This is a genomic window from Acinetobacter larvae, assembly GCF_001704115.1.
GTDB classification, from domain to species: Bacteria; Pseudomonadota; Gammaproteobacteria; order Pseudomonadales; family Moraxellaceae; genus Acinetobacter; species Acinetobacter larvae.
Window position 1 is genome coordinate 2,059,220 of the sequence record NZ_CP016895.1, and the last position, 16,928, is coordinate 2,076,147.

Here is a 16,928-nt window from a genome sequence, read left to right on the forward strand (position 1 = left end):
TATGACTTAAGATAACTGTGCTGCAGAGATTTTTTTAGTATCTACTTCAGCTGCTGCGTCGATATAATCTTCCATATGATCGAAGTTCAAGTACTTATAGATATCAGAAGACATGCTGTCGATCTGTGCTGCATATTCTTGATATTCAGCAGGTGTTGGCAATTTACCCAATACTGCCGCAACAGAAGCAAGTTCAGCAGAGGCAAGATAAACGTTAGCACCTTGACCAAGACGGTTCGGGAAGTTACGTGTTGAGGTCGATACACAAGTAGTATTTGGCGCAACACGTGCTTGGTTACCCATACACAATGAACAGCCTGGCATTTCGGTACGTGCACCCGCTTTACCATAGATGTTATAGAAACCTTCTTCCATCAATTGACGTTCGTCCATACGAGTTGGCGGTGCCAACCATAGACGTGTAGACAATGAGCCACCCGGTACTTTATCGAGCAATTTACCCGCAGCACGGAAGTGACCAATGTTGGTCATACATGAACCGACGAATACTTCATCAATTTTCACGCCTTGTACATCAGACAATAATTTAGCGTCATCTGGGTCGTTCGGGCAGCATAGAATAGGTTCTTTAATGTCAGCGAGATCGATTTCAAATACTTTGGTGTATTCAGCATCGGCATCGGCTTGTAGTAGGCTTGGATTTGCCAACCATTTTTCCATGTTTTCCACACGGCGCGCCATCGTACGTGCATCACCATAGCCTTCAGAAATCATCCATTTCAACATGGTGATATTTGAACGCAAGTATTCAGCAACTTTCTCTTCAGACAAGGTAATTGAACAACCCGCAGCAGAACGTTCAGCAGACGCATCAGATAATTCAAATGCTTGCTCTACGGTTAATTCTGTTTCCATTTCTGTTAGGTCGATTTCTAGAATACGACCAGAGAAAATGTTTTTCTTACCTTTTTTCTCTACAGTCAAATCGCCAGATTGGATGGCATAGTAAGGAATAGCATGTACAAGGTCACGTAAAGTGATACCAGGCTGCATTTTACCTTTGAATTTCACCAAGATCGATTCAGGCATATCGAGTGGCATGACACCGGTCGCTGCTGCGAATGCCACCAAACCAGAACCCGCTGGGAAAGAAATACCAATTGGGAAACGGGTATGTGAGTCACCACCTGTACCTACGGTATCTGGAAGCAACATACGGTTTAACCAAGAGTGAATAATACCATCACCCGGACGTAGAGACACACCACCACGGTTCATGATGAAGTCAGGCAAGCTGTGTTGCATTTGTACGTCAACAGGTTTTGGATAAGCAGCCGTATGACAGAATGATTGCATCACTAAATCAGCAGAGAAGCCAAGACATGCTAAGTCTTTCAATTCATCACGTGTCATCGGACCGGTAGTATCTTGAGAACCGACAGTTGTCATACGTGGTTCGCAATATGTACCCGGACGAATACCTTGACCTTCAGGAAGACCACATGCACGGCCTACCATTTTTTGCGCTTGAGTAAAGCCTTTATGGGTATCTTCTGGTTGTACTGGGCTACGGAATACTGTAGAAACAGGCAAACCGAGTTCTTCACGTGCTTTCGCAGTTAAACCACGACCAATGATCAAGTTAATACGGCCACCAGCACGAACTTCATCGAGCAATACAGGTGTTTTCAATGCTGCATCAGCGATTTGTGCGCCGTCTTTAAATGCAGTGACTTTCGCTGCAGCATGATCGATTTTCAATACTACTTCATCGCCCATGTTCATATTTGACACGTCGATTTCAACAGGTAACGCACCTGCATCTTCCATGGTGTTGAAGAAAATCGGAGCAATTTTTGAACCCAAGCAAACACCACCATCCTTTTTGTTCGGAATGTGTGGAATATCATCACCTGTAAACCACAGTACAGAGTTTGTTGCAGATTTACGGCTAGAACCGGTACCGACAACGTCACCCACATAAGCGACTTGGTTACCTTGTGCTTTTAATGCTTCGATTTGTTTTAATGGACCGACTTCACCTGGTTTTTCAGGGAAGATGCCATCACGTTCGTTTTTCAACATTGCATTGGCATGCAATGGAATATCTGGACGACTCCAAGCGTCTTGTGCAGGAGACAAGTCATCTGTGTTGGTTTCACCAGTGACTTTCAACACAGTGATTTTAATTTCTTCTGGCACGTCTGGGCGACTGGTGAACCATTCCGCATCAGCCCAAGATTGTAAAACCGCTTTTGCATTGGCATTACCGGCTTTGGCTTTGTCCGCCACATCATGGAATGCATCAAATACCAATAAAGTTTTTTTCAGTGCTTCTGCAGCAAGCTCAGCCAATGCAGCATCATCAAGTAACTCAACCAATGGCGCAACGTTATAACCACCGAGCATCGTACCCAGCAAATAAACCGCACGTTCTTTACTAATCAAAGGTGAAGTTGTTTCACCTTTTGCAACCGCAGCAAGAAAAGCAGCTTTGACATAGGCAGCTTGGTCAACCCCAGCAGGTACGCGATTTTCAAGTAAGTCAACTAAAAAAGCTTCTTCGCCAGCTGGTGGGTTTTTTAATAATTCAACGAGTGCAGCTGTTTGAGCTTCATCAAGTGGTTTCGGTGGGACTCCGAGTGCGGCACGTTCGGCAACGTGTTGGCGGTAAGCTTCTAGCACGGTGTAATTCCTCTTCTTTAAAAAATTATTGGTGAATTCCTGCGATTAAGCTTCACCAATAATATGGATAGACGAATATTACTAAATATCAAGGCAAAAGTTAATGCAGCCAAGGTGTTAATTCGTGATGATCATTATTTTATAAATAAATGGTAAGACTTTGGCTGCCTTGTCAAACCTATGCAACTTGCTACTTTTCAATGTCAGGGCGCACTATAACAGTTTCATCTATTCAACACTGCACCACTAAAGTCTAAGTTGTGATCCTAATCACCTACAAGAATAAACGCATGATACACTAGCAGAGCCAAAATCAGCGCTTAGCCGATAAACTCAACAGACGCAAGATAGTCCCATGGTCTGGTCTACTATCTACTACTAGATGTGCTGATGCTCTGCGCAGAACAAATGCCTGTTTTGCTATTTTAATTGATTATCACCGACCAGACTGATCCGTACATGCATTGAGCGCCGATGGGCTTGGCAAAACTACAGACATGATTTATATATGAAATATATTATAAATACCTCCTTAATACAGCATGAGTGAGCATAACGTCATATGTACCCATACAGGAAAAACAGCATGATTAAAAACGCCAAAGAAATTCAGCTCATGCGTGAATCTTGCCGTTTATTGTCCTTAGTGTTCGCACAAATTGATCAACTTGATTTAACCGGCATGTCCACTTTAGCTGTGAATGACTTGGTAGAACGTTATATTGTCGATGTACTCAAGGCTCGTCCCGCCAGTAAAGGACAGTATGGTTTTGCTTACGTGTTAAATTCATCCATCAACGAAGTAGTCTGTCACGGCGTGCCCTCCGCGCAAGACATTCTCAAAACTGGCGATATAGTCAATTTTGATATTACGCTGGAAAAAAATGGTTATATTGCAGACTCTAGTAAAATGTATTGTGTCGGTCCAGTCTCTGCTGAAGCCAAACGCCTAGTCGATACCACCTATGCCGCCATGTGTATTGGGATTGCGCAAGTCAAAGCCGGTGCACGCCTAGGCGATATCGGGCATGCCATTGAAAGCTATGCTCGACAGCATGGTTATAGTGTGGTGCGCGATTATTGTGGTCATGGTATTGGGCGTAAAATGCATGAAGAACCGTCTGTACTTCATTTTGGCAGTGCCCATACTGGCATGATTTTACAAGCAGGTATGACCTTTACCATTGAGCCGATGTTAAATCAGGGTAAACGTACCGTATATGTACGTGACGATGGTTGGACGGTGGTCACGCATGATCAGTTACTATCTGCCCAGTTTGAACATACCGTATTGGTCACACAACATGGCGTGGAAGTACTCACCCGTCGACCAGAAGAATCTTTTCAGCATTTACTCGGACATAAATCACTGGTCAACAATTAACACCGAACACCTAAGTATGCATAGCGTGGCGAATACACATGCAAAATTAAGCACCTAACACCATGATTGTGGTGAATTGCCGTAGCACCAGTCTGTTCGTTATGGTTGTGCGATGTTGATCGACTGCAAAAAATAGAGTCCGTTATGACTCTATTTTTAACCATCTAATTTTTAACCATATAATTTTTAAGCATTTAATTTTGAACAACCTAACTGCCCGGCTTAAAACGGTTTATAGTCTGGCATATGATTGGGATCATGCGGTGTTGCCAAACATTGTTCAAAGGCTTGTTGCTGATACTTCTCTTGGGTCTTGTCTTTATCCGCTCTAAGTTCATCAATCGGCGCTGCATAAATCTTTTCAATTTGCTGGCTAATCAGTGTCAATGTCGTCTTATCTTTGATTTTATTAGCATGTTCTTTGGCTTCTGCCAAACTAATTCCATTGATACGATCAAAGCTAATGGTACGTGCAGCATAACCGACACTACGGCAATAACCTTCCCAGCGCTGCTCAGGTGTCGCTGGTGGTTTTTCACTACATGCTGCCCCGACTAAAGCTCCGATTAAAATCAAAATTTTCTTCATTCATCACGCTCCTTAGCGCCATATCATCTTGAATCTGAGCCCTAATCCTATGCAATGGATTAAGGCAACTTCTCTCTTGCGGCTCTCTTACGGCGTTTTGCTCTAGAAGCGCCAATGATAAAAGATATCAATGGCTTTTTCGAGTGACTGACTCGCTTCTAGATATAAGCGCTGGTTCATTTGATAACGCAAAGTCAGTTTATTCACTGGCGTAAAGACCCCAACGCCATAACGAATATAAAGATCTGGGGTAATATAACCCGTCAAACTCACTTGGGTATCATCACCAGTACCTTCTGCATCAAATGCCAAACCACTTAAACCAAAGGTGCGACCGATCTGATTGGTAAAGGCACGTGTTCCCCCTAGACCCAAACTAATTCCTGCCGCGGCAATGGTATTGTTGACATCAGACTTAAAACCTTCAGTTTGACTGACACTACTTGAACCTTCATTGATCCGCCCTGTAATCAAGGCATTCAATGCTTCTTGCTCAGACAAACCCGCATCATTATAAATTTGAATACTCGGTACTGCAGCAGTCCCCGTGACACGAACACCAACGGTACTGCCGGACACAATTTTGGTGGCATCAACATCTAGGCTCGGTGTAGAGATCGGGCCATTAAAACGCGCAATGGCACGGTTTAAGTTCAGCTTTTGACCATAAGCCTCGATCACTACTTTTTGACTCACCCCAATAGCGCCATTGGCATTCATGGCGGTTTCTAAACCACGTTGTGTTAAGTAAAGACGTCCTACCAATGGAATACGACTATTAAAGCCTTGGAAAATAACTTTTTTACCTAAATTGACATTGATATCTGCGCGTACATCCCATGGTTTAGCTGCTCTTAAAATCGCCAGTGGATCATCACCTTCACGTACCACACGGACATCAGGTGAAACGTTGATCACCGTTGCAGAAGTTTCAGGCATGGAAATCAGTGCCGCAGGTACGTCAATATCCCCATGTACGGTAATCTTACGATTGAATGGCAAGATATTGACATCAACTTCACTATTGACCACTGCATTAATCATCGGTGCTTGACGGATTTGTAATTGATCGCCTTTAAGTTTTAATTGAATACGCGGTTCATTTCGCCAGTCGATACTGCCTTTCAGCGTACCGACACCTTTACCACTGTTAAATGCGCCGTCAATCGTGGCATTGTCTTGTCGAATTGCCGAATACAACTGTAGATTACTCAAGTTGACTGGCAAAGAAATCATACTGATCGAGCCATTTTTGACGCGCAAATCACCATTAAATAATGGCTGCGTCAATGTACCGCCAATTTTACCCGCTACTGACAAAGTTCCTTCTAGCTTACGAATATCGGCAACAAAGGGCTTAAATAGTTTTAACTGGACTTGATTAAAGGCAACCTCACCTTGCATGTCCTTGTTGGCACTATAAGGATTAATCACCACATTGGCATAACCGGTACCGATATTGGGGGCTTTTAAATCTACGCGCAATAAAAGTTTATCTTGGATGCTTTTCAAGACCAAACTGGCTTCATCATAATGCATGGTCGAAGCAGGATCACCCGGATCAACGGCTGCCAAACCAATTTCACCATTACGGGTTACCAGTTGTGCATCTATTTTTGGATGACTCCCTTGAGCCCATGACGCTTTAGCATGACCATTCAGTTTACCGCTCATCGCCAAGCCTTCTGGCATAAAAGCTTCAAAGTCTTTTAAATCAAGGTTATTTGACACAAAGGAAATATTACCTTTAGCTTGGCTCACACGTACCGGTTGATCAAAACACAATTGGCTTTGCTTACTGCTCCAACAATGTTGCCCCACATAAAGCTCAGACTTCGCGGCATTATAAATAACGGGTGCATTTTCATTTTGGAATAAATGCGCCCGTACCGAGTCAAACTCACCTTTTTGAATTTGCCCTAACCAATCATTATTGTCATTAAAACCACCCGACAACTGCACATAAAATTTGGAGAAATTATTCCATCCCTGCAATTGCAATAAATGTGTTTTACGCGTTCCAGATAAAGTCACCGCCGCATGTTGAATCTCTCGTCCGCCGGTACGCAAAGTCGTTAACTGTGCTTTCATTTGTGAAGCAACTTGATCTGAGGTTGGCAATTCACCGATTAAGCTTAGGCGCTTAATGCTTAAGTCATTCAGACCAAAGTCATCCACCACCAAATTGGCGGTTGCACTCAGACGAGGTTTCGCTTGTAAATTTAAATAACCACTAATTCTGCCACGCAGCCCAGGATAGAGCTCGTATAACTTAGGTGCATCGACTTTCAGGCGTAAGTTTTGTGCATTACCAGTCACTTGTAACTGATTGCCCGCATATAACAGATTTAAATGGTTGGCTTCAAACTGCTCAGGCAATAGACCTTGCTGCGCCCCACCTAAAACCACGGCGAGATTACCATTGCCGCGTAAAATCTTGTTATTAATGGTCCCGGCCAGATTTAACTGCTGCACACTCATGCGCTTAATCTTCTCTGCCCAAATCCCCTGAGATTTCAGCTGACCCGAGATATCCCCTCGAATGGAAGACACAAAATAATGCGGCTTAAAGTTCAATAAAGATGCATCGATATTCCACCCAATACCATTTTTTAAATTGAGTAGCCCACTGAGGTTGAGCTTACCAGCTGCACCATCATGTTTGAAATGATTAACTTTAATCACATCGGGCGTACCCGCAATCTCAAAATTGAGCGTCCCACTCCCTTGTGAAAACTTGGTCGATTGTAAATGACCGGCATAGTTCACCCCAAAGCTTTTAAAAGCACCGCCTTGTTGTTCATCGGCAAATAATAAAGCGATGCTACTCTTGCCGGTCAAGTGAATATGATCGGCTTGCTCACCAGCCAAATGACCTTGCAGATCAATTCGATCTAAGCTGATAATTTGTTGTTGCGGTCGGGCAAAACCACTGGCATCAATCTGACCGGTTAATACATCCAACGGTGCTTGTGGCGATATACTTTGCGGATTAAAATCATGTGCTTGTAGTTTGGCTTGCCATTTTAACTGACGTTTCTCTGTGGGCAGTTCAACCTGTGCTTGCCCTGCCAAACGACCTTTGCCAGTATTCAGGCTAAAGCTCGGAATGCTTAAATCATCGCCCTTAACCTGTACTTTTGCTTGATATTGCCCAGCAGGCAGCATCGATTTTTCATGCTGTTGTAACTTGGCATCGAGCTGAATGTCTTGCTGCTGTGCATTTAAAACCAAATCCACTTGCCCATGATCACTTTGCAGCCACCCAATATAAGGCATTTCACGATTCATTTTTTGCCATGCCACATTGAGTAACATCGGTGCGGCATGCTCATTTTTTGCTTCAGCTTGATCAAGTTTAAGTTGCCAAGCTTCATGTCGGTCAAAATCAAGCTGTGCCTGTACATGCAAGCCGTCCTGTAAATTCCCGGTAGAGGCAATAGCAGCATCTAAATCATGCGGTAGAAAATCTGCAACAGCGGCTGGAATCACTGGGTCTTTGGCATTGAGGCGATTTAAACGACCTTTGATGTCCCAATTGACAGTCTTCGCCCAATTGACTTCCCCTTTTAAATCGACTGCACCTTGCATCAATTGTCCATCAAAACGATCGATTACCAGCTTATTGACCAAATCGGTATGCATCTCTGCGAAATACTGCCCTTTGGGAATCGCTTGACCTGCCAAATCGGTATTGAGCACTAAATTTAATTGATCGATATTGCCCTTAAGATCAAGCGTGCCCGCTTTGGAAAGCAATGCTTGATCTGTCAGCAACGGCCAATGATAATTTTTAAATTGTAATTGTGCTTGCATCGGCACCAAATCACGCACTGGATGTAGTACCGCCCAACCGGTCAATAAATCAGGGGTCTGGGTTGCTACACCAACTTTCAAGTGATCCAGACTACCACGCGCCTTTAGGTTAATCTCTTGAATATTTAAACTTTCCAAAGCCGGAATCTGTAAGATTGCATCCGCTTGGATCGGGTATTTTTGCTCAAACTGCATACTGCCTTTGGCTTTTTTGACATTCAAATAGCCCATATCTAATTCGGCATCTTCAAAGCTCAAACGCGTGCCTTTCCATAGCGCATCTTTAAGGGCTATATCCTTGATTTCTAAGCGTGAGCTTTGATTAATAATATGCAAGGCATCCAGTTTGGCTTTATCGATACGAAGTACAAAAGGCAACTCAATCGGGCTAAATTTAAATGGCTCATCGCTTGGTGGCGCATGATTAATCACTTGCAGTTGGCTTAAATTTGCATGGCTTAAGTGAATTTCTTTTTGTAATAATGCCCGCCATCCCAAAGAGACATCCGCACTATCAGCTTTAATCTCAAGCTCAGGCAACTGAATATGCAAATGATCAAGACGAATACCACGTAATAAATTACCACTATGATATTGGTACTGAATCATTTGTTGTTGGCTCATGACCCGATCCAATAAGAAACGACTACCACGATCGGTAGAGATCATTGCAATCACACTGACAATCAGTGTCAGCAACAGCAATAGCACCCCCCAAGCAATCCGCCGTAAAATTTTATTCTTTTTCGGCGCTTGTTCTGTCAACGGTTGCTGTTGCTCGAGTTCAGCCATAGTAATTCCAGAAGTCTCTTTTTGTTTAATTAAAGTTGTGAACCAATAAAGAAGTGTACGCGAATCGGTTTATCTGGATCAGAAATCCCAGATGCCACATCAATCCGAATTGGACCAATCGGTGAACGCCAGCGCAGCCCTAGCCCAACGCTATATTCGGTTTTATTGTTGAAATCCTTGTCATAGGCATTACCGACATCACTAAAAACAGCAGCGCGCCAGCCATCTTTAAATTGATAGTTATATTCTAAGCTCCCCACCGCCAATGCTTGCCCACCAACTTTATAGCCATATTCCCGTGGCGATAAACTCTTATAGTCAAAACCACGGATACTTTGGTCACCACCAGCAAAATAACGTAAGTTATAAGGGACTTGATTGAAGTCTTTGGCAAAGATATAACCGAGATTACTGCCCCCCACAAACTGATGGTTATCATTATCGCCCAACGAATAAATAAAGCGCCACGTCGCATTGACGATTGCCATATCGGTATCACTAATCACCGACTGGCTGCCTAACTCTAATTTATAGGTTTGTCTAAAACCACGGGTTGGGTTGAGGCGGTTATTACTGCTAATTTTGGTTGCCTCTGCACCGAGCAAAAGAGCTTCTTGCTCAGATTGCGCACCGGGCACCAAAAAGGCATCTGGAATCTTGCTGCTATCGACCACACCATTTTGCGTAATACGGTCTAAACGATAACGTACCCCATAAACCAGCTGCCAATCACTGCGAGCATTTTTAATGATACGGTCTGCCCCAGCAACGCCAGACTCAATCACCAAGTTCATATCAGGTCCAACCCCGTCACGCTCTTCACGCTCATACCCACCGACCAAACTAAAGTAGTCATTCAGCGGATGCTTATACGGAATGTTATAACGCCCATCGATTGCTTGACGAATTTTAGACAATTCTAAGTTGGCATCGAAAGAATGACCATAATGGTTGACAATGGCACGGCGGTATTGACCACGAAAACGCACACTGGTATCGGTACCATAACCCAAACCCGTTTCTAAGCTATTGAGTTTATCGGCATTTAAGGTCACGATCACAGGAATACGGCGTTGCTCACGTGCCAAATCTTTGAGTCGGTCATTCTCAATTTCTTCTTGTTTTTTGCCTATAGAATCACTATGACTTTGCCGCAGCATATCTTCATTACTGGTCCCGGCAAACTGATTTTCATCAACCTTTTGCTGCCGTGCTTCAACCGGAACATCTGCTGTTGCAAGTGCTGCTTTCGTCTGCTCAGTCTTATCGGCAAAAGCTGATTTTTCAATTTTTTGCTGATCAACCAATGCTTGTAAATCATCGGGTAGCTCTAGCGCTTTCAGCAATGGGTCGGGTTTAACCGCATTGACCAAAGTATAATTAAAATAACGGGTATTGGTTAGGTTATTGGCTAAGGTATTGACACGCCAAGAGGTATAATCATCGCCTTCTTGCCATGGTGCCAGTGTTTTTAAAACCTCAAGGTCAATTGGCAGGGGTTTAGATGGATCACTCATCCGGAACTCCACTTCACCCATGGTATAACGCGCACCCGTGTCATAACGCAAATTGATATCTGCCGTATCATCTGGCAGCTTGACTTTCACATCATGTAAACGCCAATAGGCATCAAAGAAACCGTTATTATTGGCTGCTTCTACAATGCGGCTCTTGGTATTTTCATATTTGCCTTGGTTTAAAATGTCGCCCTCACTCAAATCAGGCAAGAAACGAATAACTTGAAACTGCGCTAAGTTTTGCCCATCCCCACTAAACTCAATATTTTGTGCAGCAACACGTACCGGATCACCCGGTTTAACACGCACTAAAAGCCGATTACTATCAAGTTTAAAAAACTTAAACTCCGCATCATAATAACCTACTGCTTGCGCAGCCTGTTTAGACATATCCCGAATTTGAGGAATGGCTGAGTTATAGTCCGAATACGCTTCTACCGTAAAGGTCGACAATTTGGCTTTGATATTATTCGACAAATCACTCGGTGCACCATTGACAGCCACACTAATCTTTGGAATCACAGGGATATTGTCATTTTTGGGGCGAATTTTCGCCAGCGTCCGTTGCAACCAATTACCTTTTTCTGCTTCAGTCTCGGGATCTTGCCAAGTCGGATCTAATATAATCTCACCTTTTTCTGGCGCACTGACCAAAATCTCACGATCTGCTTGAATACTCTCTACCAACTGCTCAACATCAATCGGTGCCTGTGCCAGTTCTTGAATTTGTTGTTGGCTAATATCTGCAACAGGCTGATCAGGTTGTGCGCTGGCACCTTGACGAAAGGCATTGGCTTGTTTTTTTGCTTCTTCTGCTGTTGCATAGATTTCATTCGCCATGGCTTGATCGACCGGCATGATCGGCATGTTTTCTAGCGCCTCAAACTCGATGGGCTGGAAAATTTCTTGTAATTGTTCTGGATGTTGCACTTGCTGTTGTAATAATAGTGCACTATCTACTGCTTCTGGCGACACACCAGCTTGAGCCTGTTGTTGGGCTGAGGTCAAAGCGGCTTGTGCCTCAGCCGTTAAATCAGCATCATCGGCAGGTGCTGCAGCAACAGCGTCTGCCGTATTGGGCGGTGTCTTTTGCCTATCTGTTGCGGCGCCTTGTGCCGACTGTGCTGGGCTTTGCGCGGTGGGCGCCACTGTAGATATGCTCTGGCTATTATGCTCAACGCTTGCTTTTTCAGATGCTGACGTGACCGCACTGGGCTGAGCAGAACGCGGCTGTTCAGCATATAAGGCGGGTGATACCCACAAACTCAGCATAAAACTACAGCACCAGCCTTTCTGTATCACATGGCTGCTGCATAAATGCTGCATTGCAGTGTTGAGCGTGGTCTTTTTAAATAATTTAATGGCTGACATTGCAAGCTCTACAAAAAATTTATGGCATCATGACAAGGCGAATGTGGCTTATCTTCCAAAACATATTGGTTTAATTACATAAAGCAACAATGATATAAAAGCTGTCACTGTCTAGCATACACGGCTCTTATATTGGCGCTATTGTAAAATAAATCGCATCAAATTAAGCATCTATCAAATCATACTGCAGTTTCAAGATATAATGTTTCAAATCACTCAAAACTTAATATAGCTCAGTGAAGTTATCAATGGAAAATAAAGAACATATCTTGTTTACACGGCGTTTTTTGCCGATGTTTCTCACCCAGTTCTTCGGAGCGCTTAATGATAATGTATTTAAGAACGCATTATTACTGGTAATTACCTATGGATGGATTAATTTACAGAATAGCCACATTAGCACCTTAAATAATCTTGCTGCTTTGTTGTTTATCTTACCCTATTTTATTTTCTCAGCCACTGCTGGGCAGATCGCAGATAAATACGAACGTTCATTTTTAGTTCGTATGATTAAAATTTTAGAGATTTTGATTATGCTGATTGCCACAGTTGGCTTTTTAACGGGCAATTTATGGTTATTGTTGTTCGCTTTATTTTTAATGGGAACCCACAGTACCTTCTTTGGACCGATTAAATATGCGATTTTACCTGATATCCTAAAACCACAAGAACTTATCTCAGGAAATGCTTTATTTCAATCAGGCACATCGATTGCAATTTTATTAGGGATGATTTTAAGTGCTGCTGTTATTGCCAACTCACATGGCAATATGTTGTGGATTAGTTTAACCGTTGTGACGATTGCCGTTATAGGTTATTGCTGTAGTCGCGCTATTTTAAAACAACCGGTATCCAGCCCCAAACTTGACATTGATTGGAATTTCTTCCGTACCAGTTTCAAGACCTTAGCTTATGCACGCAGCCTACCATTGGTCTTTATTATTTTATTGGGTAACTCATGGTACTGGTTTTATGGTGCCACCTATCTCACCCAAATTGCACAAATGACGCAGCAGAACTTACATGGCTCTGAAAATGTGGTGAGCTTATTATTGACCTTCTTTTCTGTCGGCATAGGGATTGGATCGTTATTATGTCGTAAAATTGGTGGTGATCGCCCCAATATTAAGATTGTCATCGCGGGTGCAATAGGGCTTACAGTCTGTGCATTTTATCTTGTGATCAGCTTAAGTTTTATTCCACCACATCATAGTAGCCAGTATTTAAGCATAGCCGATGTATTCCAACTCGGGGCAGCCTATTATCATGTCATGTTTGCTATTATTTTACTGGGGATCTGTGGCGGGTTTTATATCGTACCGCTCTATACCATGATGCAAGCCTTTGCACCACAAAGTCACCGTGCGCGTGTTGTTGCTGCCAATAATATTTTAAATGCACTATTTATGGTCAGCTCTGCTGTTTTTTCTATCATTATTTTAAGTATACTGAAATTAGACATTCGAATTTTATTTAGTTGTACCGCAGTACTCAGTGCCATCTTTACCTATGTCTTGCTGAAAAAGCTGAAACCAAAATTAGCAAGTGCACAACAATCTTTGGAGAATTAAAAATGCGTCAATACAGCCCAGTTGACAAATTGATCCAATCCTTTGATCAAGCTTTACGTAGTCTCATTCCAGGCAGTACCACAGCACATCGTGACTGCCCTGCACAAAGTGAAGATCGCGCCCAACTCAGCGTACACGAGGCGCGCCATGTTGCAGGTCTCATGCGTGTTAACCATAGTGGTGAGGTCTGTGCCCAAGCGCTGTATCATGGGCAGGCGTTAACAGCCAAATTACCACGGGTACGCCAAGAAATGGAATTTGCAGCCATTGAGGAACAAGACCACTTGGCATGGTGTGAACAACGCTTGGTTGAGCTCAACAGTCCAACCAGCATTCTCAATCCACTGTGGTATGGTCTGTCATATAGTATGGGTGCCTTGGCTGGCCTAGCTGGTGATGAATATAGCTTAGGCTTTGTGGCAGAAACAGAACGTCAAGTCAGCCAGCATTTATTGGATCATCTTGCTCAACTGCCTGTACAAGATGAGCGCTCCAAAAAAATCTTGGCGCAAATGAATGAAGATGAGCTGCATCATCGTGATACAGCAATTGATGCCGGTGGTGTTGATCTACCGCTACCAGTTCGTATAACCATGACGGCTATCTCTAAGCTCATGACCAAAACCAGTTACTATATTTAAGATTTAAGCCTCTATATTTAAGCCTCTACGGCAGCATTGACTTTGCCAAAAAGCGCAAACCAACACCCGGTTCTGTGGCAATATAGCGCGGATGTACTGGATCATCCGCCAGTTTATGCCGTATCTTAGCCAATAAAATTCTTAAATAATGCGTATCTTGCTGATGGCTCGGCCCCCAAAGTGCATTTAAAATATGCGGCTGTGTGAGTAATTGACCACTGTGTTGTGCCAATAAAGCCAAGAGTTGATACTCTTTACGCGATAAAGTCAGTACCTGACCATGTAAATAGACTTGATGCTGGGCAAAATCAATTTTTAATTGACCATCATCAAAAATTGCCGCTTCACGTTGTTGTGGTTGCTGACGCAACAATACCCGAATCCTTGCCAATAATTCTTGAATGCTAAAGGGCTTGGTCACATAGTCATTGGCGCCAGCATCTAAGAGCGCAACTTTTTCTGATTCATCTGCGCGTACCGACAGCACCAAAACGGGTAACTGTGACCAGCTACGAATTTCGGCTAAAACATCCCGACCATCTTGGTCTGGCAAACCCAAATCTAGAATGACTAAATCAGCGCCTTGCAACACCAAACGTTGCAGTCCTTGTTCGGCACAGTCCGCTTGTAATACATGATAGCCTTGTGCCTTTAAGGCAATTGCCAAAAATTTTTGCACCTGCAATTCATCATCAATAATGAGAATTTGTGGGCGTGATGTGCTATTTGCCATCGTATCAAATAACCTCAATCGTTATAGCGTGGATAAAAAGCTTAGCTGCACGACCATCGCCGCCAACTAAAGCTTGAAAGACTTGAAAGACTTTTCAATTTAAACTCATGCTATCTGCCTACAAGTCTATGCTGCATTGGCGGCAATGGGAATAACGACCTCATGCCCACGCCTTGACCAGACCAGTACTTTCCCCGCATCATGTTGAAAATAATTCTCATTCATCTGTATACTTGCATACTTTACTGCACATCTCGCACCCTGAGGTAAACCATGACGGCTCAAGCATCTTCAGAAGAAGAAGCTCAGTGCTTCCAACATATTTATGTCAATCATTATCGCTGGCTCTGCCAGTGGTTATATCGTCATCTAAAATCACAAACACATCTCGAAGATTTGGTGCAAGATACTTTCTTAAAATTATTTATTTCTCAAAAAGCCCATTTAATCTGTGAACCCAAAGCATATTTAGCCACCACTGCACGCGGTATTTTAATCGATCATACCCGCCATGAAATCATTGAACGTCAATACTTAAACTTTCTAAGTGAAAACCAGCAACATGACGTTGTAAACAGCCCAGAACAACTTTTCATGTATATCGAGTTATTACAACGTTTAAGTCACGCCATTCATGATCTAGCCGAACGTCAACGCATGAGTTTATTACTCTATTACTTAGAAGGTCGTAGTCAAAAATATATTGCAGAACATTTTGCTGTAAGTGTACGCACAACACAATACGATTTGGCCAAAGCCATGGTACATTGCCATCAATGGCTACAGCAACATCACTAAATTATGGATTCTTCACATTCTAAAATGCAGACAGATCAATGCGCTAGCGATGATGCGCTAATGGAACAGGCTGCATTGTGGCTATTACAATTAGAAAGTGAAGACTGTACGGCGGCCACCCAACAAGCGTGCTTGCAATGGCGGCAAGAAAACCCCAAACATGAACAAGTTTTTCAACAAATGCGCCAATCACTGGGGCAACTTCATCAACTGCGCCAGCAACATAGTCAGATGATTCCGCATACCATCATTGAAGATGCCATCCAACAAAGTCAGACAGACCAGCGCTTTAAACGCTTACATCTCTTGAGTATAGCGGCAGTATTCTGTGGTTTTGGCGTCCTTTGGCAATGCTTACCGATCAATTACTGGTTGGCAGATACCCGCTCAGACTATCAAAATTGGTCACAACAACAGCTACCAGACCATTCTGATATTCAAATCAGTGGTAAATCGGCATATAACATTCAGTTTAATCAACAACAACGTGTGGTTGATTTAATCGATGGCAACATATTGGTCGATGTTGCCAAAGACGCTCAACGCCCATTTATTATCCAAACACGCTTTGCGCACATTAAAGCATTAGGCACACGCTTTATTGTGCAACAACATGCACATGCAACTATTTTGACCATGTTGGAGTCCACAACTGAAGTCACTACGACCACACCATCAGGTTTACAGCTTCAGCAGAAAATTCATGCGGGTGAACAAGTCATTATTGATCATCAAGGTATACATCCTGTACAACACATTTCAGTTGAACTCGCCCACACCGCTTGGCAAAAACACATGCTCATGGTCGACTTAATGCCACTGGATCAAGTACTTGCCATTTTGCAAAGTTACGACGCTGCTCGCTTTAAATATGATCCGGATCAACTCAAATCGATTAAAGTCACTGCAATGTTACCTTTAAATGGTAGCGCGTTAGAATTATTACAACAAAGCTTAGATATACAGGTCGAACAAGACTTTTTAAAACGTAAACATATTTATCGCAAAGCAGCTCGCTAATTACGCTAAAAATTTAAATTATTTTTGCGTGTTTTTACTTTTCAACCGACC

General features: G+C 43.0%; 10 protein-coding genes. 5 read left to right on the forward strand and 5 right to left on the reverse strand.

The genetic code is table 11. The features are described from left to right. Positions 1 to 6: 6 nt before the first annotated feature. Positions 7 to 2,646 (reverse strand): bifunctional aconitate hydratase 2/2-methylisocitrate dehydratase, encoded by a 2,640-nt coding sequence (locus BFG52_RS09345; RefSeq protein WP_067555139.1) that lies wholly within the window; start codon positions 2,644 to 2,646, stop codon positions 7 to 9. A gap of 586 nt (positions 2,647 to 3,232) precedes the next feature. Between BFG52_RS09345 and map the strand changes: the two genes are divergently transcribed. Beyond that, positions 3,233 to 4,030: a type I methionyl aminopeptidase gene (gene map / locus BFG52_RS09350; RefSeq protein WP_067555142.1), complete on the forward strand. Its 798-nt coding sequence runs from the start codon at positions 3,233 to 3,235 to the stop codon at positions 4,028 to 4,030. A 222-nt stretch (positions 4,031 to 4,252) separates the two neighbouring features. On the opposite strand, the gene BFG52_RS09355 is transcribed toward map, so the two are convergent. From BFG52_RS09355 to BFG52_RS09365, 3 genes are all read right to left on the reverse strand, one after another. Beyond that, complete coding sequence (locus tag BFG52_RS09355; protein WP_067555144.1) at positions 4,253 to 4,618, reverse strand: hypothetical protein; 366 nt, start codon at positions 4,616 to 4,618, stop codon at positions 4,253 to 4,255. A 102-nt stretch (positions 4,619 to 4,720) separates the two neighbouring features. Then, positions 4,721 to 9,226: a translocation/assembly module TamB domain-containing protein gene (locus BFG52_RS09360; protein ID WP_067555148.1), complete on the reverse strand. Its 4,506-nt coding sequence runs from the start codon at positions 9,224 to 9,226 to the stop codon at positions 4,721 to 4,723. Positions 9,227 to 9,255: 29 nt separating this feature from the next. After that, the gene (locus tag BFG52_RS09365) at positions 9,256 to 12,114 is read right to left on the reverse strand and encodes an autotransporter assembly complex protein TamA (protein WP_067555159.1); all 2,859 of its coding nucleotides are present in this window, start codon (positions 12,112 to 12,114) and stop codon (positions 9,256 to 9,258) included. A gap of 248 nt (positions 12,115 to 12,362) precedes the next feature. Here BFG52_RS09365 and BFG52_RS09370 point away from each other — a divergent pair, with 248 nt between their 5' ends. Next, the gene (locus BFG52_RS09370; protein WP_067555162.1) at positions 12,363 to 13,685 is read left to right on the forward strand and encodes an MFS transporter; all 1,323 of its coding nucleotides are present in this window, start codon (positions 12,363 to 12,365) and stop codon (positions 13,683 to 13,685) included. Between the two features lie 2 nt (positions 13,686 to 13,687). Further along, entirely contained in the window at positions 13,688 to 14,326 is a 639-nt protein-coding gene (gene coq7 / locus BFG52_RS09375; protein ID WP_067555165.1) for a 2-polyprenyl-3-methyl-6-methoxy-1,4-benzoquinone monooxygenase, read from the forward strand. 25 nt (positions 14,327 to 14,351) lie between these two features. Here coq7 and BFG52_RS09380 read toward each other — a convergent pair whose 3' ends face one another. Next, positions 14,352 to 15,059 (reverse strand): response regulator, encoded by a 708-nt coding sequence (locus tag BFG52_RS09380; RefSeq protein ID WP_067555168.1) that lies wholly within the window; start codon positions 15,057 to 15,059, stop codon positions 14,352 to 14,354. A gap of 273 nt (positions 15,060 to 15,332) precedes the next feature. On the opposite strand from BFG52_RS09380, the gene BFG52_RS09385 reads away from it, so the two are divergent. Then, entirely contained in the window at positions 15,333 to 15,857 is a 525-nt protein-coding gene (locus tag BFG52_RS09385; protein ID WP_067555174.1) for an RNA polymerase sigma factor, read from the forward strand. A 3-nt stretch (positions 15,858 to 15,860) separates the two neighbouring features. Continuing rightward, on the forward strand, positions 15,861 to 16,877 hold the full coding sequence (locus BFG52_RS09390) for a FecR family protein (protein ID WP_081408670.1): 1,017 nt from the start codon (positions 15,861 to 15,863) through the stop codon (positions 16,875 to 16,877). Positions 16,878 to 16,928 lie beyond the last annotated feature (51 nt).

Bases quoted from the DNA above. Each gene is read 5' to 3' on its own strand.
- BFG52_RS09380 (WP_067555168.1), bottom strand. From the start codon at position 15,059: ATGGCAAATAGCACATCACGCCCACAAATTCTCATTATTGATGATGAA.
- coq7 (WP_067555165.1), top strand. From the start codon at position 13,688: ATGCGTCAATACAGCCCAGTTGACAAATTGATCCAATCCTTTGATCAA.
- BFG52_RS09390 (WP_081408670.1), top strand. From the start codon at position 15,861: ATGGATTCTTCACATTCTAAAATGCAGACAGATCAATGCGCTAGCGAT.
- BFG52_RS09360 (WP_067555148.1), bottom strand. From the start codon at position 9,226: ATGGCTGAACTCGAGCAACAGCAACCGTTGACAGAACAAGCGCCGAAA.
- BFG52_RS09355 (WP_067555144.1), bottom strand. From the start codon at position 4,618: ATGAAGAAAATTTTGATTTTAATCGGAGCTTTAGTCGGGGCAGCATGT.
- BFG52_RS09370 (WP_067555162.1), top strand. From the start codon at position 12,363: ATGGAAAATAAAGAACATATCTTGTTTACACGGCGTTTTTTGCCGATG.
- BFG52_RS09365 (WP_067555159.1), bottom strand. From the start codon at position 12,114: ATGTCAGCCATTAAATTATTTAAAAAGACCACGCTCAACACTGCAATG.
- map (WP_067555142.1), top strand. From the start codon at position 3,233: ATGATTAAAAACGCCAAAGAAATTCAGCTCATGCGTGAATCTTGCCGT.
- BFG52_RS09385 (WP_067555174.1), top strand. From the start codon at position 15,333: ATGACGGCTCAAGCATCTTCAGAAGAAGAAGCTCAGTGCTTCCAACAT.